Annotated in this window: 15 protein-coding genes; 6 read left to right on the top strand and 9 right to left on the bottom strand. The window is 72.0% G+C overall.

What is annotated here, in order from left to right:
- Positions 1-23 precede the first annotated feature (23 nt).
- Complete coding sequence (locus JHAT_RS13805) at positions 24-395, bottom strand: VOC family protein (protein ID WP_077798444.1); 372 nt, start codon at positions 393-395, stop codon at positions 24-26.
- 92 nt (positions 396-487) lie between these two features.
- On the opposite strand from JHAT_RS13805, the gene JHAT_RS13800 reads away from it, so the two are divergent.
- Positions 488-994: a CGNR zinc finger domain-containing protein gene (locus JHAT_RS13800; RefSeq protein WP_077798443.1), complete on the top strand. Its 507-nt coding sequence runs from the start codon at positions 488-490 to the stop codon at positions 992-994.
- A 109-nt stretch (positions 995-1,103) separates the two neighbouring features.
- Here the strand turns inward: JHAT_RS13800 and JHAT_RS13795 are convergent, their stop codons facing one another.
- Positions 1,104-2,447: a UDP-glucose/GDP-mannose dehydrogenase family protein gene (locus tag JHAT_RS13795; RefSeq protein ID WP_077798442.1), complete on the bottom strand. Its 1,344-nt coding sequence runs from the start codon at positions 2,445-2,447 to the stop codon at positions 1,104-1,106.
- Between the two features lie 181 nt (positions 2,448-2,628).
- Here JHAT_RS13795 and JHAT_RS13790 point away from each other — a divergent pair, with 181 nt between their 5' ends.
- A complete protein-coding gene (locus JHAT_RS13790; RefSeq protein WP_077798441.1) occupies positions 2,629-3,786 on the top strand; it encodes an acyl-CoA dehydrogenase in 1,158 nt (385 codons plus the stop codon).
- A gap of 66 nt (positions 3,787-3,852) precedes the next feature.
- On the opposite strand, the gene JHAT_RS13785 is transcribed toward JHAT_RS13790, so the two are convergent.
- The gene (locus JHAT_RS13785; protein ID WP_171990883.1) at positions 3,853-4,419 is read right to left on the bottom strand and encodes an acyl-CoA thioesterase; all 567 of its coding nucleotides are present in this window, start codon (positions 4,417-4,419) and stop codon (positions 3,853-3,855) included.
- A gap of 118 nt (positions 4,420-4,537) precedes the next feature.
- Here JHAT_RS13785 and JHAT_RS13780 point away from each other — a divergent pair, with 118 nt between their 5' ends.
- Positions 4,538-5,824 carry an LCP family protein gene (locus JHAT_RS13780; RefSeq protein WP_171990882.1) on the top strand — a complete coding sequence of 429 codons (1,287 nt, stop codon included), beginning with the start codon at positions 4,538-4,540 and terminating at the stop codon, positions 5,822-5,824.
- Positions 5,825-5,836: 12 nt separating this feature from the next.
- Here JHAT_RS13780 and JHAT_RS13775 read toward each other — a convergent pair whose 3' ends face one another.
- Entirely contained in the window at positions 5,837-7,213 is a 1,377-nt protein-coding gene (locus JHAT_RS13775; protein WP_171990887.1) for an LCP family protein, read from the bottom strand.
- Positions 7,214-7,486: 273 nt separating this feature from the next.
- Between JHAT_RS13775 and JHAT_RS13770 the strand changes: the two genes are divergently transcribed.
- A complete protein-coding gene (locus JHAT_RS13770; protein ID WP_077798437.1) occupies positions 7,487-8,524 on the top strand; it encodes a glycosyltransferase family 2 protein in 1,038 nt (345 codons plus the stop codon).
- Positions 8,525-8,567: 43 nt separating this feature from the next.
- Here the strand turns inward: JHAT_RS13770 and JHAT_RS13765 are convergent, their stop codons facing one another.
- From JHAT_RS13765 to JHAT_RS13750, 4 genes are all read right to left on the bottom strand, one after another.
- A complete protein-coding gene (locus JHAT_RS13765; RefSeq protein ID WP_253195487.1) occupies positions 8,568-10,214 on the bottom strand; it encodes an LCP family protein in 1,647 nt (548 codons plus the stop codon).
- Positions 10,215-10,305: 91 nt separating this feature from the next.
- Positions 10,306-12,066, bottom strand: a complete 1,761-nt coding sequence (locus JHAT_RS13760; RefSeq protein ID WP_077798436.1) for an LCP family protein — start codon at positions 12,064-12,066, stop codon at positions 10,306-10,308.
- 253 nt (positions 12,067-12,319) lie between these two features.
- Complete coding sequence (locus JHAT_RS13755) at positions 12,320-13,537, bottom strand: LCP family protein (RefSeq protein ID WP_077798435.1); 1,218 nt, start codon at positions 13,535-13,537, stop codon at positions 12,320-12,322.
- 183 nt (positions 13,538-13,720) lie between these two features.
- Positions 13,721-14,485: a TIGR03089 family protein gene (locus JHAT_RS13750; protein WP_077798434.1), complete on the bottom strand. Its 765-nt coding sequence runs from the start codon at positions 14,483-14,485 to the stop codon at positions 13,721-13,723.
- A gap of 138 nt (positions 14,486-14,623) precedes the next feature.
- Here JHAT_RS13750 and JHAT_RS13745 point away from each other — a divergent pair, with 138 nt between their 5' ends.
- Positions 14,624-16,096: an N-acetylmuramoyl-L-alanine amidase gene (locus JHAT_RS13745; protein WP_077798433.1), complete on the top strand. Its 1,473-nt coding sequence runs from the start codon at positions 14,624-14,626 to the stop codon at positions 16,094-16,096.
- A 104-nt stretch (positions 16,097-16,200) separates the two neighbouring features.
- Complete coding sequence (locus JHAT_RS13740) at positions 16,201-17,286, top strand: NDP-sugar synthase (protein ID WP_077798432.1); 1,086 nt, start codon at positions 16,201-16,203, stop codon at positions 17,284-17,286.
- 148 nt (positions 17,287-17,434) lie between these two features.
- Here JHAT_RS13740 and JHAT_RS13735 read toward each other — a convergent pair whose 3' ends face one another.
- Entirely contained in the window at positions 17,435-18,439 is a 1,005-nt protein-coding gene (locus tag JHAT_RS13735) for a DNA-3-methyladenine glycosylase (RefSeq protein ID WP_077798431.1), read from the bottom strand.
- Between the last annotated feature and the right edge of the window lie 46 nt (positions 18,440-18,485).

Genomic DNA, 18,485 nt, shown 5'->3' with positions numbered 1-18,485 from the left:
TCCTCCCGGTGTGATGGGTGCGGTCAGCAGGCACAGAGGCAGAACGGGTGCCCGGCGGGGTCGGCGTAAACGCGGAACGAGCGGGACCGGTCCTCGGCGTCCAGCGGACGGGCGCCGAGCTCCAGCACGGCCTTCTCGGCCGCGTCCAGGTCCGGCACGACGAGGTCGAGGTGGAACTGCTGCGCGCCGTCGTCCCCGGGCCACTTCGGCGGCACGTACGCGGGGGCGGCCTGGAAGGCCAGCGCCTGGCCGCCCGGCAGCTTCAGGTCGACCCACTCGTCCTGACCGTCGTTCTGGACCTCGACGGTGCCGCCGAGCACGTCGGCGTAGAAGCGGGCCAGTGCACGGGGGTCGGGACAGTCCAGGACGACGACGCCCAGCTCGGCTACGGCCATGACTTCCTCCTTGAAGCCGGTGGTTACCTGCAAGAGGCGGGTAACCGGTAACGGTTACTGCATGCTCCCCCATAGGCGGTAACGTCGCAAGCATGAGTGGGAGATCGCCCGCACCGGGCGGCCTCGACCTGATCGAGGCCCTGGTGAACACACTGGACCTGGAGACGGGCGCCGACTCGCTGGGCACGCCGGAGGGCCGGGAACGCTTCGGCCTGACGGAGGACGAGGTACCGCACGCGCGCGACCTGCGCGAGTCCCTGCGCGCGGTCCTGCTCGCACACGCCGGCCACCCGCCGCACCGCACGGTCACCCCGCTCGGCGAGCTGCTCGCCGGAGCCCCGCTGGTCGTGACGGTCGACCCGGCCGACGGCTCCGCCGCCCTCACCCCCGCCCACACCGGGTCCCTGCCCGCCCGCGTCGCCGCCGCCGTCGCCGAAGCGCTGGTCGCGGACACCTGGAACCGCCTCAAGGCGTGCGAGGCCCCCGACTGTCACTGGGCGTACTACGACCGCAGCCCGGCCGGACGCGGACGCTGGTGCTCGATGCAGGTGTGCGGAGCGCGGGCCAAGATGCGCCGGTACCGCGCCAAGGAGGCGTGAGACACCGGACGCCCACCGGCCCGTGCACCGCCCGGTGGGGCAGAATGCGCACGGGCGCCGGTTCGGCCGACTGAGCCTCGGCCGAACCGGCGCCCGCCCGCACGCGGTCCTAGGCCGTCGGCCGGCCCATCGCCCGGTACGTCCAGCCGGCCCGCCGCCAGACCTCCGGGTCCAGGGCGTTGCGTCCGTCGAGGATCACCCGCGCCGCCACGGCCCCGCCCAGCGCCTCCGGGTCCAGCTCGCGGAACTCCCGCCACTCCGTCAGGTGCAGCACGGCGTCCGCACCCCGCACCGCCTCCAGCGCCGAGTCCGCGTAACCGAGCGTCGGGAACAGCCGCCGGGCGTTCTCCATGCCCTTCGGGTCGTACACCGTCACCTGCCCGCCCTGCAGGTGGATCTGCCCCGCGACGTTCAACGCGGGCGAGTCCCGCACGTCGTCCGAGTCGGGCTTGAAGGTGGCACCGAGCACCGCGACCCGCTTGCCCAGGAACGGGCCGCCGCCCAGCGTCTGCCGGGCCAGCTCGACCATCTGGCCGCGCTGGCGCATGTTGATGGAGTCGATCTCGCGCAGGAACGTCAGCGCCTGGTCGGCACCCAGCTCACCGGCGCGCGCCATGAACGCCCGGATGTCCTTCGGCAGACAGCCGCCGCCGAAACCGATCCCGGCCCGCAGGAACTTCCGCCCGATCCGGTCGTCGTACCCGATGGCCTCCGCCAGCTTGGCGACGTCACCGTCGGCGGCCTCGCAGACCTCCGCCATCGCGTTGATGAAGGAGATCTTGGTCGCCAGGAAGGAGTTCGCGGCGGTCTTCACCAGCTCGGCCGTCGGGAAGTCGGTGACGACGAACGGCGAACCCGCGGCGATCGGCGTGGCGTACACCTCGCGCAGCAGCTTCTCGGCCCGCTCGCCGCGCACCCCGACCACGATCCGGTCCGGCCGCAGCGTGTCCTGGACGGCGAAGCCCTCCCGCAGGAACTCCGGGTTCCAGGCCAGCTCGGCCTCGTCACCCGCCGGCGCGTGCTCGGCCAGGTAGGCGGCCAGCCGGTCGGCGGAGCCCACGGGCACGGTCGACTTGCCGACCACCAGGGCGGGACCGCGCAGATGCGGTGCGAGCGAGGCCAGCGCGGACTCGACGTACGACATGTCACAGGCGTACTCACCGTGCTTCTGCGGCGTGTTCACGCACAGGAAGTGCACGTCACCGAAGGCCGCGACCTCCGCGAAGTCGGTGGTGAAGCGCAGCCGGCCGCTGGACCCCTCGATCCCGGCGACGTGCGCGCGCAGCAGCTCCTCGAGACCCGGCTCGTACATCGGGACCTCGCCCCGCTGGAGCATCTCGATCTTCTCGGGCACCACGTCCAGGCCCAGCACCTCGAAACCGAGCTCGGCCATGGCCGCCGCGTGGGTCGCGCCGAGGTAGCCGGTGCCGATCACAGTGATCTTGAGGGCCATGGGTGCTCCAGGGGTGTACGGCCGGGGTGCGCGCCCGAGCATATCCGGGGCGCCGGGGAGAGCTCCTGGGCGGCTGTCGTCAACCTCACCTATCCACGGACACGGCCGACGTTCTAAAATTTGGGTTACTTAACGGTAGTTAGCGTGCCCAGCATCACAGCGTTTTGGAGCGTGAGACACCTTGGCCGGATCGGCTGACTTCGACCTGTACCGCCCGTCCGAGGAGCACGACATGCTCCGCGACGCCGTCCGCGCGCTGGCCGAGGCGAAGATCGCACCGCACGCCGCCGCGGTCGACGAGGAGGCCCGCTTCCCGCAGGAGGCCCTCGACGCCCTGACCGCGAACGACCTGCACGCCGTGCACGTCCCCGAGGAGTACGGCGGCGCGGGCGCCGACGCCCTCGCCACGGTCATCGTCATCGAGGAGGTGGCCCGCGTCTGCGCGTCCTCCTCCCTCATCCCCGCCGTGAACAAGCTCGGCTCGCTCCCGGTGATCCTCTCCGGCTCCGAGGAGCTGAAGAAGAAGTACATGACCCCGCTCGCCAAGGGCGACGGCATGTTCTCCTACTGCCTCTCCGAGCCCGACGCGGGCTCCGACGCGGCCGGCATGAAGACCAAGGCCGTGCGCGACGGCGACTTCTGGGTGCTCAACGGCGTCAAGCGCTGGATCACCAACGCCGGCGTCTCCGAGTACTACACGGTGATGGCCGTCACCGACCCCACCAAGCGCTCCAAGGGCATCTCCGCCTTCGTCGTCGAGAAGTCCGACGAGGGCGTCTCCTTCGGCGCCCCGGAGAAGAAGCTCGGCATCAAGGGCTCCCCGACCCGCGAGGTCTACCTCGACAACGTCCGCATCCCCGCCGACCGCATGATCGGCGAGGAGGGCACCGGCTTCGCCACCGCGATGAAGACGCTGGACCACACCCGCATCACCATCGCCGCCCAGGCCCTCGGCATCGCCCAGGGCGCCCTCGACTACGCCAAGGGCTACGTCCGGGAGCGCAAGCAGTTCGGCAAGCCGATCGCCGACTTCCAGGGCATCCAGTTCATGCTCGCCGACATGGCCATGAAGATCTCGGCCGCCCGCGCCCTGACCTACCAGGCCGCCGCCGCCTCCGAGCGCGGCGACGCCGACCTCACCTACCTGGGCGCCGCCGCCAAGTGCTTCGCCTCGGACACGGCGATGGAGGTCACCACGGACGCCGTCCAGCTGCTCGGCGGCTACGGCTACACCCGTGACTACCCGGTGGAGCGCATGATGCGCGACGCGAAGATCACGCAGATCTACGAGGGCACGAACCAGGTCCAGCGCATCGTCATGGCGCGCAACCTGCCGTAACGCCGCTCATCCGCGAAGGGCGCCCGGGACCGACGTCCCGGGCGCCCTCCGGCGTACGCGGGGCGCTCAGTCGTCGAAGCCCTCCGCGATCCGGCGCTCCCGCAGTTCCATGATCGCCCGGCGGCGGGCCAGGCGGTGGGTGCGGCGGATCTGGGCCTCCTGGTAGCGGCGCTTGTCCTTCTCGGTCTCGGGGATGACCGGCGGGACCGCGCGGGGCTTGCCGTCGGCGTCCACCGCGGCGAAGACCAGGTAGGCCGAGCCGACCTGGGTGGCGGGGGCGGACTCGTTCCAGCGTTCGGCGAGCACCCGGACGCCGACCTCCATGGAGGTGCGGCCGGTCCAGTTGACCTGGGCCTTCACATGGACGAGGTCGCCGACGCGGACCGGCTCGAGGAACGCCATCTCGTCCATGGACGCGGTCACGGCAGGACCGCCGGAGTGCCGTCCGGCCACGGCGCCGGCCGCGTCGTCGACCAGCTTCATGATGACGCCGCCGTGCACCGTCCCCAGGAGGTTGGTGTCGCTGTGCGTCATGATGTGACTGAGGGTGGTGCGGGAGGCCGAGGTCGGCTTGCCCGGTATCTCCGGTGTCGCCGACGGGGCGGCCGAGGCCTGTTCTGCCTGGTCTGTCATGGCCTCCACCTTATGCCGGGACGACATCCGAGTATTTTGTGTCAGCTTCGCAACAGCGCCGCCCCTATTTTCCGACGACCCTGTCAGCCGTGCCGTCCGGGCCTGCACACTGGTCCGCATGAATGATTGGCCCCAGGGACGACCCGGTGACGACCGCGCCGGCCGGTACGGACGCGGCAGTGCGAGCGCGCGGCCCGAGAGTGCCCGCGTGATGCGGCAGGTCCGTCGCGGCGCGGTGCCGCCGCCCGGCCCGGGGCAGGCGGCCCCGCCGTACGGGGGCGGGGTGCCGCAGCAGCCGTCGTACGCCGACGGCCGGGGCCACGGCGGTCAGGACGGGTACGACAGCGGCTACAACACCGGCCAGGTCTACGGCAGCCCCGGCGGCCGCGGCCCCGCCGGGCCCGGCCCGGGCGGTGCGCGCCCCGCGCCGGACTGGCGGCGCCGGATCAAGTGGACGGCGATCACGGTGGTGACCGCGCTGGTCGTCACCACCGTCGGCACCTACTTCTGGGCCGACTCCAAGCTCAACCGCGAGGTCGACCTGTCCAAGGTCATCGACCGGCCCGAGACCGGCGAGGGCACGAACTACCTGATCGTCGGGTCCGACAGCCGTGAGGGCATGACCAAGGACCAGATGAAGGACCTGCACACCGGTAACGCCGAGGGCAAGCGCACCGACTCGATGATGATCCTGCACACCGGGGACAACGGGTCGACGCTGGTCTCGCTGCCCCGTGACTCGGACGTCGAGATCCCGAGCTTCGTCGGCTCGGAGTCCGGCAAGAAGTACGAGGGCACGGGCCGGCACGTGAAGCTGAACGCCGCGTACGCGGAGGACGGCCCCGAGCTGCTGGTGCGCACCATCGAGTTCAACACCGGGCTGCACATCGACCACTACGTGGAGATCGGCTTCGCCGGCTTCGCCAACATCGTGGACGCGGTCGGCGGCGTCGAGATCGACATCCCGCAGGACATCAAGGACAAGAAGTCCGGTGCCGACTTCAAGAAGGGCGAGCAGACCCTGAACGGCGAGGAGGCCCTGGCCTTCGTCCGCACCCGGTACGCGCTGCCCGGTTCCGACCTGGACCGCACCAAGAACCAGCAGAAGTTCCTGTCGGCCCTGGCGAGCCAGGTGGCCACCCCGTCGACCGTGCTGAACCCGTTCAAGCTGTACCCGACCATGGGTGCGGGCCTGGACTCCCTCATCGTCGACAAGGACATGGGCCTGTTCGACCTGGCGGGCATGTTCTGGGCGATGAAGAGCGTCAGCGGCGGGGACGGCACGTCGATGAACATGCCGGTGTCGGGCAGCGTCGGCGGGAACCTCAAGTGGGACGACGCCAAGGTGAAGAAGCTGGTGGAGCAGTTGAGGAACGACGACAAGGTCACCGTCTCCGGTGACTGAGGCCGGGGCCGGTCACCGTTTCCCGCACACCACCTCGTCGCCGCGCACGACCGTGCCCGCCTCCTGCGGCGGGTCCGCCGGCGTCACCTTCGCCACCTGCCGGAAGTCGGAGCCCACGATCACCTTCAGGGTGGGCCCCTGTCCCGGGACCGGCCTGAGTTCGCTGCCGGGCAGGGCGGCGGCCAGCGACTTCGCCGAGTTGTCCCAGCGGGGGTCGAAGGCGACCACGGTCCGTGCGACCGCGCGGTCGGCGGCGTTCACCGGTGCCCGGGTGGTGAGGAAGCCGGTCGCGGCCAGGGCGTCGTCCACGCGTCTGCCGAGTCCGGGGGTGCGCGTGCCGTTCTCCACCTGGACGCGGATCTGCTTCGGGTCGACCGGCACCCGTACCGGCGCGGGGCCCTCGGGCTCGGTGCCGTGCGGGGCCAGCGGTTCGTCCTCGCGCAGGGCGTCGAAGATCCGTTTCGATTCGGCGGGGTCCCACTTGAGGGTCGAGCCGACGCCCTCGACGGCGTAGCCCATCCGCTCGATCGGCACGGTGGTGAACTCGGACGAGGAGGGCGAGAAGTTCCGCATCGCCCGGCCGAGGGCGATCAGTTCGTCGGTGCCGAAGCCCTTGTCGGCCCGTACCGAGCCGAGCACCGCCTGGGTGACGTCGCGGAACTTGAGCGGGTTCAGCAGGATCCCGGAGGAGGTCGCCCGGTCGATCAGCGCGGCCAGGAAGCGCTGCTGGCGTTTCATCCGGCTCAGGTCCGAGGCCCCGTCGAGGTGGCGGGCGCGGACGTACTGGAGGGCCTGTCCGCCGGTCAGGTCGTGGGTGCCGGCCGGCAGGTCGAGCCCGGTGTAGGTGTCCTTGAGCGGTTGGACGGTGCAGATCCGCACGCCGCCGAGGACGTCGACGGTCTTCATGAAGCTGGTGAAGTCGACCTCCAGGTAGTGGTCGATCTTCACGTGGGTCATGCTCTCGACGGTGCGGATGGTCAGCTGGGGGCCGCCCTCGGCGTAGGCCGCGTTCAGTTTGACCGGGTGTCCCCGGTGGTGTTCGCCGGTCGTGCGGTCGGTGTGGTCGGGCGTCACGGCGTACGAGTCGCGCGGCAGGCTGACCACGCTCGCCCGTTCCCGGTCCTCCGAGATGTGCACGATCATGATCGTGTCGGTGCAGTGGCAGGGGGCGCCGCCGAGCCGGTACGCGCGCCGTTCCTCCTCGCTGATGCGGTCGCGGCCGTCGGTGCCGACCAGCAGGACGTTCATGCCGGCGCCGTCCCGCGGGCGGTTCTTCATGTCCTTGAAGGCGTCGACGCGGGCGATGTCGGCGCCCAGGCCCGAGAGCACCGCGTGCCCGATCCCGGCGGAGGCGAGCACCACCACCGACAGCGCGGTCACCGCCCGCATGGCCCAGCGCGGCCTCTTCCTCCGCACGGCGGGTCCCGCGGGGCGGCGGGAGGGCCGCGGACGGGTGCGCTGCGGCGGGGGGCCGCCGTGTGGGGGCGAGGCCGGGAGCCTGGGGGAGCGGGGCGGCGTGGGCAAGGTGACACCTCCGCGGGGGCGGGACCTGGGGCCGGACGGGGGATCCGTGAGCACCGTAGGCCCATACGATCTGCTGCCCGGGGCTGCGACCCCCGCGGCGCGCACCCGTGTCCCCCGTTCGCGGTAACGTGAGCACCGATGAACGCCAAGTCCGACGTGCGGCTGCCCGCCGTTTCCGTGATCATGCCCGTCCTCAACGAGGAGCGGCACCTGCGCGGCGCCGTCCGCGCCATCCTCGCCCAGGAGTACGCCGGCGAGATGGAGGTCGTGATCGCCCTCGGTCCGTCCACGGACCGCACGGACGAGATCGCCGCCGAACTCGTCGCCGAGGACCCCCGCGTCCACACGGTGCCGAACCCGACCGGTCGTACGCCCGCCGCGCTGAACGCCGCGATCAAGGCCTCGCGCCATCCCGTCGTCGTGCGCGTCGACGGCCACGGCATGCTGTCGCCGAACTACATCGCCACGGCCGTACGGCTGCTGGAGGAGACCGGTGCGCAGAACGTGGGCGGCATCATGCACGCCGAGGGCGAGAACGCGTGGGAGGACGCCGTCGCCGCCGCGATGACGTCGAAGATCGGCGTGGGCAACGCGGCCTTCCACACGGGCGGCCAGGCGGGGCCCGCCGAGACGGTGTACCTGGGGGTGTTCCGCCGCGAGGCGCTGGAGCGGCAGGGCGGGTACAACGAGGAGTTCATACGCGCCCAGGACTGGGAGCTGAACTTCCGCATCCGTGAGGCCGGTGGCCTGATCTGGTTCTCGCCCGAGCTGAAGGTGTCGTACCGGCCGCGGCCGAGTGTGAAGGCGCTGGCCAAGCAGTACAAGGACTACGGGCGGTGGCGGCACGTCGTGGCCCGGTACCACTCCGGGTCGATCAACCTGCGCTATCTCGCCCCGCCGACCGCCGTGTGCGCGATCGCGGCCGGTGTCGTGGTGGGCGCTCTCGTCACGCCGTGGGGCCTGGTCGTCCCGGGCGGCTATCTCGCGGCCATCGTCGCGGGCTCGCTCCCCGCGGGCCGGGGGTTGTCCCCGAAGGCGCGGCTGCAGATCCCGGTCGCCCTCGCCACCATGCACATGTCCTGGGGGTGGGGCTTCCTGACCAGCCCGAAGTCGCTGGCCAGGAAGGTGATCGCGAGCCGGCGCCCGGCGGTGCGGGCGGACGCCGGCTCACACTGACCGACGGCTGCGGCAGCCGGGGTCGGGGGCGACGGCCTCGTGGCTACCAGCGGTACGGCTCGTACACGTCCATGCACTTGCCGCTGTCCTTCTCGCCGTTGAGCGCGTCCGAGTTCTCCGGCAGGTCGCCGGCCTTGGGCTTCGGCTGCTTCGGGTACGTCGTGCCCTCGCGCCAGTCGCCGCCCACCACCACGGTGACACCGGAGACGTCGGCCGACCTCTTCACCGAGCTCAGCGGGATCCCGAGTGACGTGGCGACCCGCTGGGCGTCGCCCTCCAGTTCGGCGCTGGGGTAGCGCACCACGGTCCGCTCCTCGGTGTACGAGCCCGAGGTGTCGGCCGCCGCGCGGGCGAAGCCCTGCTCCACCAGTGCCTGGGAGACGGCGCTCGCCCGGCCGTTGACCACGCCGAGCGACTCGGAGCGGGTGGCGTTCTGCACCAGTACGCCGATCTCGTCGTCGGGGGCGGCCGGGTCGGTGGACACCTTCTCCGTGGGCTTCTTGCCGGACGGCTTGCTCGCGCTGTTCTTGTCGAAGGGGATGTCGTCGCGGAGCATCGCCCATGTCTTCTCGGCGTTCTCGCCGTCCGGCAGCCGGTGGTTCCTGTCCTTGAAGTCCTCGACGGTGGGCAACGTCATCATGGTGATGTGGTCCGGCGGCACCGTCTTCAGCTGCATCCCGAGGTCGTACAGCTTCTTGGGCGTGCCGATCTCCTCCGAGACCGCCAGGGACTTGGTGGCCGCTTCGGCCAGGTCCATCAGCCGACCGGTGTCGGTGAAGACGTTCTGCTCCTTCAGCGTGCGGATCATCGAGTTCATGTACATGTGCTGCGCCCGGGCCCGCATCAGGTCGCTGCCCCAGGCGTGCCGGGTGCGCAGCCACTGCAGCGCCTGCTCGCCCTTCACCTTGTGCGGGCCGGCCGTCAGCTCCAGGCCCGAACCGCCGGGCACCTGGGGGGTCGGGACGTCCCGCACGTTCTGGTTCACGCAGACCTCGACGCCGCCGACGGCGTCCGCCATCCGCACCACGCCCGCGAAGTCGATGGTCATCCAGTGGTCGATGTAGACGCCGGTGAGGTTCTCCCAGGTGGCCAGGGTGCAGCCGGCGCCGCCGCGTCCCAGGGACTCGTTGATGATCGTGTTGGTCGCCGGGTAGGTCTCGCCGGTGTCCGGGTCCGTGCACTTGGGGATGTCCACCCGGGTGTCGCGCGGGATGCTGACCACCGACGCGCTCTCCCGGTCCGCGGACAGGTGGATCAGCATCTGCACGTCGCCCAGCGGCGGGTTGTCGCGGTGGTTCTTGCCGCCGCCCAGGGCCACGTTCGCGTCGGAGGCGCGGCTGTCGGAGCCGATCAGCAGGATGTTCAGGGGTGTCTGCCCGGCGGCGTTCGGCTCGGTCTTGTGCGCCTTCGAGTCGCCGCTGCTGCGCTCGCCCTTCTCTATGTTGCCGTTCAGGTGCTGGTAGTACAGGTAGCCGGCGCCCGCCGTGCCCACTATGAGCACCGCGAGCGTCGTCGCGGACCACCTCAGCACCCGGTGCTTGCGCGCAGGCCGGCGTCTGCCGCGTCGGTGCGACCCCGCCGTGTCCGCGGAGGCGGTGCCGGCACCGTCCCGCTCACCGGTACCCCGTACCGCCGCGACGGTCCCCGCCCCCGGTCCCGCGCTCTCTTCCTGCACGCTGTTCCGCGTCACGTCTTCGTCCTCCCCACCCCTACACCGTCGAACGGGCTTGCCGTTCGTCAGGTAAGACGCACGACAGGCCCGTTCGGTGGCGTTGTGAACCTCAGCTGGCGCACTGCACCTTGTCGGCTGTGGTCTTGTCCTTCACGTCGATCTTCGCCGGGCCCGTCAGCGGGATCCCCGCCCCCTTGAAGTCCTTGCCCAGGGTCAGGGTCATCGTCGGCTGCCCCTGGGAGTTGGTCACGCTCTTGCCCGGCTTCATCGCCGCGCCGGACAGACCCATGATCGAGGCGAGGGCGCGGGCCTGGTCCGCCTGCTCGGGCGCGTACTCGAGGGTGGTCTTCGGCAGTTCGGCGGGCGCGTTGCCGCCGTTCTCCGACTTGCTGACGCCCTTCTCCAGCTGGAGCCAGTTGAGCGTCTTCTGCGCGGAGCCGTCGGCCGCACCGCCGTTGAGCACCTGCACCCGCACGTCGGAGGCCGGGGCCTTGGTGCCCTTCAGGCGGGCCGCGACGGCCGCCTTCTCCTTCTGCTGCTTCTGCTTGACGTCCGTGAAGGAGACGTCGCCCTTGATGGCCTCGAAGATCGGCGGCGCCTGGTTCTCGTCCACGACGACGGTCACGTGGACTTCCTCGTCCGGGTTGTCCTTCACCGGGACCGTGAGGAAGGAGATGTTCTTCATCGGCACCTTCTTCAGCTCGAGGGCGACGTCCTTGAGCGTGCCGACGTTGCCGATGGCCTTGTCCACGGTGAGCGCGTTGGTGGCCGCCTCCGCCAGCTTCACCAGCTTCGTCGGGCTCGTGAGGGTGTCGCCCGAGGACATCTGGCGCATCAGCGAGGCCAGGAACTGCTGCTGCACCTTGATGCGGTCCAGGTCGCCCTCGTTGCCCCAGGCGTGCCGGGTCCGCACGAACGCCAGCGCCTGCTCGCCCTGGATCGTGGAGGGACCCGCGGGCAGTTTCAGGCCGGACTTCTCGTCGTCCACCGGTTTCTCGACGCACACGTCGACGCCGCCCACCGCCGTGGTCAGGGTCTTGATGGCGTTGAAGTCGGCCATCATGAAGTGGTCCGGCTTGACGCCGGTCAGCTCGTGGACGGTACGCATGGTGCAGCCGGCGTCACGGCCGCCGACGCCCAGGCTGTAGCCGAACCGGTCGTGGATGCCGGGGATCGTCTTGAAGGAGCCGTCCTCCTGCTTGGTGTCGCAGTCCGGGATGTCCACGATCATGTCCCGCGGGATGCTCAGCACGGTCGCGTTCGAGCGGTCCTTGGCGACGTGCAGCAGCAGCGTGGTGTCGGCGTGCCCGGTGGTGTTCTCCTTGTCGCCGTAGCTCTCGTTGCCCTCGCCGGTGCGCTTGTCCGTGCCGATCAGCAGGATGTTGAAGGCCTCGTCCTTGCGGAAGCTGCTCGCGCCCGCGGTGCCGACGTCCGTCGTCTCGACGTTGCCCTCGAGGTGCTTGAGGTAGAGGTAGCCGGCCGTGCCGACGGCGACCAGGACCAGCGCCATGGTGCCGCCGGTCCACATCACGATCTTCTTGGCCTTGCCGCCCTTCTTGGCCTTGCCGCCCTTCTTCGCCGGGCGACGTCCGCGCCGTCCCGGTGCCGGCTCCTCGGGTGCCGTGCGACGCCGGCGCGGCCCCGGCACGTCGCGGCCGGGCGCCTCGGGCGCCTCGGGCGCCTCGGGCGCGCCGGTGTGGGAGCGGACCGCGTCCTCGCCCTGGCCGGCGGCTCTGCGCGGTTCCGGTACGATCGACTGTTGCGGTGCGGAATCATCCAGTCGCAGTTCGTATTCACCGGTGTTCGGATTGAACACCCACTGGTCTGCGGGGTCGATGTTGTCCGCCCGCCCACGGCCTTGCGCGTCCACGGTTGTCCGAATCCTCCGTCGGGGCCACGCGGCGCCTTCCCCTCAAAGGCGCCCGGGTCTCGTACAAGCAGTGCACGATCCCGGACCCAGGACCGGTCGGACCTCTGAGCCGGGGGCACCGGAAGCGCTCACACTATCCGCCCAGTTCGACGCGGGGCGACGACGGTGACAAATTCCACGTCCCTACAAGCGGGCAATACCACCCATTTCCTTGGACACGCGTTCGTTCCGGCGTGTCGGTTTGGGGGTGCCTTTACCCGCAGGCGTGTTCGGCGGCGGTGTTTCCGCGGAACGTGGGCGCGGGGGAAGGGCCCGTTCCGCCGGGCTCCGCGCGATCGGACGGCTCCTCGCCCGCACCGCCCCGGGCGGCGGGATCCCGCGGCGTCTCCCGGGCGACCGTGACCGGCCGGTCCGTGCGGAGGCGGGCGAACAGCTCCCGCGCGGCCGGTTCGGCGAGCTGGTCGCGATCGGCGTCGCGGGCGTACGGCTCCCGCGGGACCGTGAGGAACTGCACGCGTTCGGTGGGGATGTCGCGCAGGCCTCGTACGAATGCGTACAAGCCACGCAGACTTGCCAGGGACGGGTCGGTGGTGAGCGAGGACGTGGCCGCGTCCAGCACCGGGTCCAGCTTCACCGGGTTCAGCAGGACGCCGTTGCCGCGCACCTTGTCGACGAGCGCGCCGAGAAAGCGCTGCTGGCGGTCCATGCGGTCGGTGTCGCTGCCGTCGCCGAGGGACTTGCGGGCGCGCACGTAACCGAGGGCCTGCTCCCCGTTCAGCTTCACCCGCCCCGCCGGCAGCCGCAGTCGGGCGGCCTTGTCGTGGATCGGCTCGGTGAGGCAGATCTCGACGCCGTCCACCGCGTCGACCATCTTCTTGAAGCCGCTGAAGTCGACCACCACGTGGTGGTCGATCCGAATCCCCGTGAGCTTCTCCACGGTCCGGATCGCGCAGGCCGAACCACCCTTCTCGAACGCGTAGTTGAGCATCGTCGACGTCGGCTCGGTGCGGGTGCCGTCCCGCCCGAGACAGCCGGGGACGTCGACCATCAGGTCGCGGGGCAGGGACACCGCGGTCGCGCTGTGCCGGCCGGCCGCCAGGTGCAGCAGGATGGTCGTGTCCGACCGTTCGGTGCCGGGGTCGCGCCCGTACGCGCGGTTGCCGTCGCCGGCGCGCGAGTCGGAGCCGATCAGCAGCAGGTTCTGCGCGTCCTTCACCAGGGACGTCGGCCGCTCCTCCTCGTAGCGGGCGAGCTCCCGCGCGGCCTCGCCGTCGGCGGTGATGTTCCCGTCCAGCTCGGCGTACACCACCCAGCCGGCTCCCGCGGCGGCCAGGACGAGGGCGCCGGCCGCGAGGGCGCCGGCCCGCACCCACCGCCTGCGCCGCCGCCGTACGAGCCCCCTCCCCGACGCGGACGCCCCGGCCCCGGTCACACCGGGCCCCGCGGGGGGCGTCCCTGCGGCGTCGCTCACGTCTGCTCCACCTCTCACGGCGTACGGGCGTGCCGTCCTGCCCCTACGACGATGCCGCGCGCGAGGTCCGGCCGCGGGGTGGGCCGGGCTGGACGGGTGACGTGGCGGGGGCGCGGCGGCACCTCGCGGCGCCGCGTCGCGCGAGCGCCCCGGCCCCCGCCCGGTCGCACCCGGAAGCGGGGTTCAGCGGGCCGTCGCCGTCACCCGTTCGCTCTCGACGCGCTCGGCGACGGTGTCCTCGGACGCCTGCTCCAGGTGCCGGCACAGCACCACCGACCCGCCCGACGCCAACGGCCCGTACAGCCCGGCGTTCAGCCCCTTCCACGTGTCGTACGGCAGCCCCGACAGGATCCGTCCCCCCGGCCCCGTGAGCCCCAGCCCCGACGCCTCCGCCCGGGCCCGCTCCACGACCTCCGCCCCGCTGAACTCCCGCCCGGCCACGATCAGCGCCGGCGCCTCCGGGTCCACCGGCGCGTACGGCACGAACCGGTCCCCCTGCCCCGGCACCTCCACCGCGTAGTCGGCGAAGCCCTCCGGCGCGGTCGGCGCGAACCGGCCCCCGAGCGGTCGCAGCGCCAGCGCGATCCGCGGCCCCGAGCACGCCCGCGCCGCCTCCAGCGACTCCGGCTCCGGCCCGCTCACCACCACGTCCGCCGCCGCCGGGTCGCCGGCCACGTCGGCGACGACACCCACCGACGCGCACGCCAGCAGCCACACCGCCGTCTGCCAGTGCGCGGGCAGCAGCAGCGCGACCCGGTCACCGGGTTCGACGGACAGCTCGTCCTGGAGCAGATTGGCGGTCTTGGCCACCCAATTGGCGAAGGTGGCCACGGAGAGTTCGACGCGTTCGCCGGTGGCGTCGTCGTAGAAGGTCACCAGGGGGCGTCCCGGGTCCGCGGCGAGCGCGGAACTCAGCAGGTCGGCAGGGGTGCGGTCGGTCGCGTTCACCCGCGCAAGCGTACGCGGGCCCGGCGGCGCGGTCCGGGCGGACGGGGCACTTCACCACCACCGGATCGGGCGAAAAACCCTACGGACCGTCACATCCCGCATGGACAGGTTTGTCCGACCGTGTCCAGGATCAGGGGCATGCATGGATTCCTCACTTCCTCCATAGGCGTCACCTGCGCGGCCGCACTGGCCCTCCCGCTCACCGCCGCGCCCACGGCGGCGACGGCGACCACCGGAGGAGCGGCACCGGCCTCGGCACCGGCCGGTGCCCACGTCCCCGGCAGCACCCAGTCGCTACCGCTCGCGCCCCTCGCGGGCGACCGCGCCTCCACCGCCCCCGGCACCGTCGAACAGGGCGTCCCCCGCCGGGACACCCGGCGTTTCTCCCTGGTGGGCGTCGTCTGGGACGACCCGGCCACCGAACTGCACGGCCGCGTCCAGGTCCGCACCCGCGCCACCGCCACCGGCACCTGGTCCGACTGGCAGGACCTCGAGACGCACACCGCCGACCACGCCGCCGACCCGGGTACCGCCGAAGGGGCGTCGGGTCGCGTGCGCGGCGCCACCGCACCGCTGTGGGTGGGCGAGTCGGACGGCGTGGAGGTGCGGGTGCGCGCGGCGCACGAGGACGGTGCCGACGGTGCCGCCCCCGTCGTGTCCCCGCTCCCCACCGGCCTGCGCCTCGAACTCGTCGATCCCGGCGACGCCGCCCTGCCGCAACCCCCCGCGGACGAGCCGGCCCCCGCCGAGGACTCCCGCACCACCGCCCTGACCGCCGGGGTCGCCGAACCCGCCGGGAACGTCGAGCCGGCCGAGGCCGGCGAAGCCCTCGGGTCCGCCGAGGCCGGCGAGGTCTTCGCGACCGTCGAGGGACTCGACGCCTCCGCCGCCAACGCCGGCCTCGCGCCCCTCGGCGCCACCGAGATCCCGGCCCTGAGCCGGGCCCAGACCGAGGGGGAGCTCCTCGCCCTCGGCACCCTGACGGAGCAGCAGAAGGCCAAGCCGTACGTCGGTCCGCGCCCGAGCATCACCACGCGCCGCGGCTGGGGTGCGGACGAGAAGCTGCGCGAGAAGAAGTTCGTGTACACGAAGAAGGTCAAGGCCGCCTTCGTGCACCACTCGGCCACCGGCAACAACTACCGCTGCTCGCAGGCCCCGTCAGTCATTCGCGGTATCTACCGCTACCACGTCAAGAGCATGGGGTGGCGGGACATCGGCTACAACTTCCTCGTCGACAAGTGCGGAAAGATCTACGAGGGCCGGGCCGGGGGAGTGGCGAAACCGGTCCTGGGTGCCCACACCATGGGGTTCAACTCCCACAGCATGGGAATCGCGGTTCTCGGCACCTACAGCTCGAAGAAGCCGTCGTCCGCCGCGGTCAAGGCCGTCGCCCGGCTCACCGCGTGGAAGCTCGGTCTCTACGGCATGAACCCGCGCGGCAAGACATACCTGAAGTCCGGCGGTGGCAACCTCTACCGGAAGGGCAAGAACGTACGACTGAACGTCATCTCGGGGCACCGCGACGGCTTCGCCACGAGCTGCCCCGGCAAGCAGCTCTACGGCAAGCTCGGTACGGCCCGTTCCTCGGCGGCGAAGTACCAGGGCCGCTGAGGGCGCACCACCGTACGGCCATCGCCGGCGCCATGGAACGGTCTGCATACACTGGCCGGCCGAAACACACTTCGGCCGGTCCCGGCAGGAAGCAGAGACGACAGGTGACAGAAGCGATCCTCCTGGTCGGCGGTAAGGGCACGCGGCTGCGCCCGCTCACGGTGCACACCCCGAAGCCCATGGTGAGGGCGGCCGGGGTGCCGTTCCTCACCCATCAGTTGGCGCGGGCGAAGGCGGCGGGCGTCGAGCACATCGTCCTCGCGACGAGCTACCTGGCGGAGGTCTTCGAGCCGTACTTCGGAGACGGCTCGTCCCTGGGCCTCCACCTCGAGTACGTCACGGAGGAGGAACCGCTCGGCACCGGCGGCGCGATCCGCAACGTGGCGTCGCGGCTGCACTCGGGCCCCGACGAGCCGGTGCTCGTCTTCAACGGCGACATCCTGACGGGCCTGGACATCCGCGCGCTGGTGCGCACCCACGAGACGACGGGCGCGGACGTCTCCCTGCACCTGACGAAGGTGACGGACCCGAGGGCGTACGGGCTGGTCCCCACGGACGGCTCGGGCCGGGTCCTGGCGTTCCTGGAGAAGCCGCAGACGCCGGAGGAGATCGTCACCGACCAGATCAACGCGGGGGCGTACGTCTTCCGCCGCTCGGTCATCGACACCATCCCGGCGGGCCGCCCGGTCTCGGTCGAACGGGAGACCTTCCCGGAACTCCTCGCCACCGGAGCGCACCTGCAGGGCATGGTCGACTCCACGTACTGGCTGGACCTCGGCACCCCGGCGGCCTTCGTGCGCGGCTCGGCGGACCTGGTCCTCGGCCGCGCCCCGTCCCCGGCGGTACCGGGCCGCTGCGGCGACCGTCTGATCCTGCCCACGGCCACCGTCGCGCCCGACGCCAAGCTGACCGGCGGCACGGTGGTGGGCGAGGGCGCCTTCGTCGCGGAGGGGGCGCGTGTCTTCGGCAGCACGATCCTCCCCGGCGCGGTCATCGAACCGGGCGCCGTCATCACCGACTCCCTCATCGGCAGCCGCGCCCGCGTCGGCACCCGCTCGGTCCTCACGGACACGGTCATCGGCGACGGCGCGGTCGTCGGCGCCGACAACGAACTCCGCTCGGGCGTCCGCGTCTGGTGCGACGCCCGCATACCCCCGGCCTCACTGCGCTTCTCCTCGGACGCGTCGTAGCCGCGACCGGCCCGCCGCCCGCGTGACTGCGGGCAGGCGTGCCTCCCCGTGCCGGAACGGACGGGGAGGCACCCCGCGACGCCGGGCCCGCGCGACCCGCCCCGTACCGGCGCCGGGCACCTGCCGACGTGCCCGGGGGCACCGCCCGTCAGAGCCGCTCGATCCGCCGCGGAGCCATCCGCGGCGCCCGCCTGTCCGGCACCCGCCCACTCAGCAGCACCAGCCGGGCCGCCCGGTGCCGCTGCCCGGCATACGGCTCCAGCAGCCGCAGCATCACCGCGTCGTCCGCGTCCCGGTCACCGCCCAGCGCGAATCCCACGATCCCCGGCAGGTGCAGGTCCCCCACCGTCACCGCGTCCGGCGCCCCGTGACTGCGCTGCACGGTCTCCGCCGAGGTCCACGGCCCGATCCCGGGCACGACCTCCAGCCGCGCCCGCGCCGCCGCCGGTTCCATCCCGGCCGCCTCCTCCAGCCGCGCGGCGACCCGCACGGCCCGCAGGATCGTCGAGGCCCGCTTGTCGTCCACCCCGGCCCGGTGCCACTCCCAGGAGGGGATCAGCGCCCACGTCCGCGGCGCCGGCATCACGTGCATCCGCGCGGGCCCCGGCGCCGGTTCGCCGTACTTCCGCACGAGCAGCCGCCACGCCCGGTACGCCTCCAGCGTCGTGACCTTCTGTTCCAGGATCGACGGGATCAGCGACTCCAGCACCAGCCCGGTCCGCGTCAGCCGCAGCCCCGGCCGCCGGTGCGCGGTGTGGGCCAGCAGCCGGTGCCGGGGCACGAACGCGGACGGGTCGTCGTCGGCGCCCAGCAACCGCGGCAACTGCTCCAGCAGCCACTCCGCACCCGGCCCCCAGGCCTCGCCCCGCACCTCACCGCCGCGCGCGAGGACCCGCAGGGTGCCCGGCCCGGCGGGGGTGAGGCCGGTCCGCCACACCGAGCCGTCCGGCGTCGTCCGGAAGGTCGGGTCGCCCGGCCCGCGACGCAGCGGTCCGAGGACCAGCCCCAGATCCAGCGGCCCGTCCGGCACCCACACCCGTACCCTCCCGGGCGCGACGGCCTGCCGGGGCGCCGGCGTTCTCCCCGCGGGCACGCCGGTCTCCCCGCCGCGCACTGTCGTACGCGTGGGCCGGGGGGCGAAGCGTCCTGCCACGGTGAGGCCCCTGGGACGGAAGACGGGCAGGCCCCTGCGGAACGAG

The organism is Streptomyces sp. JHA26, from assembly GCF_002005565.1.
In the GTDB taxonomy this organism is placed as follows: domain Bacteria; phylum Actinomycetota; class Actinomycetes; order Streptomycetales; family Streptomycetaceae; genus Streptomyces.
The sequence above is the reverse complement of the archived record's forward strand: the minus strand, read 5'-3'. Positions and strand labels throughout refer to the sequence as shown.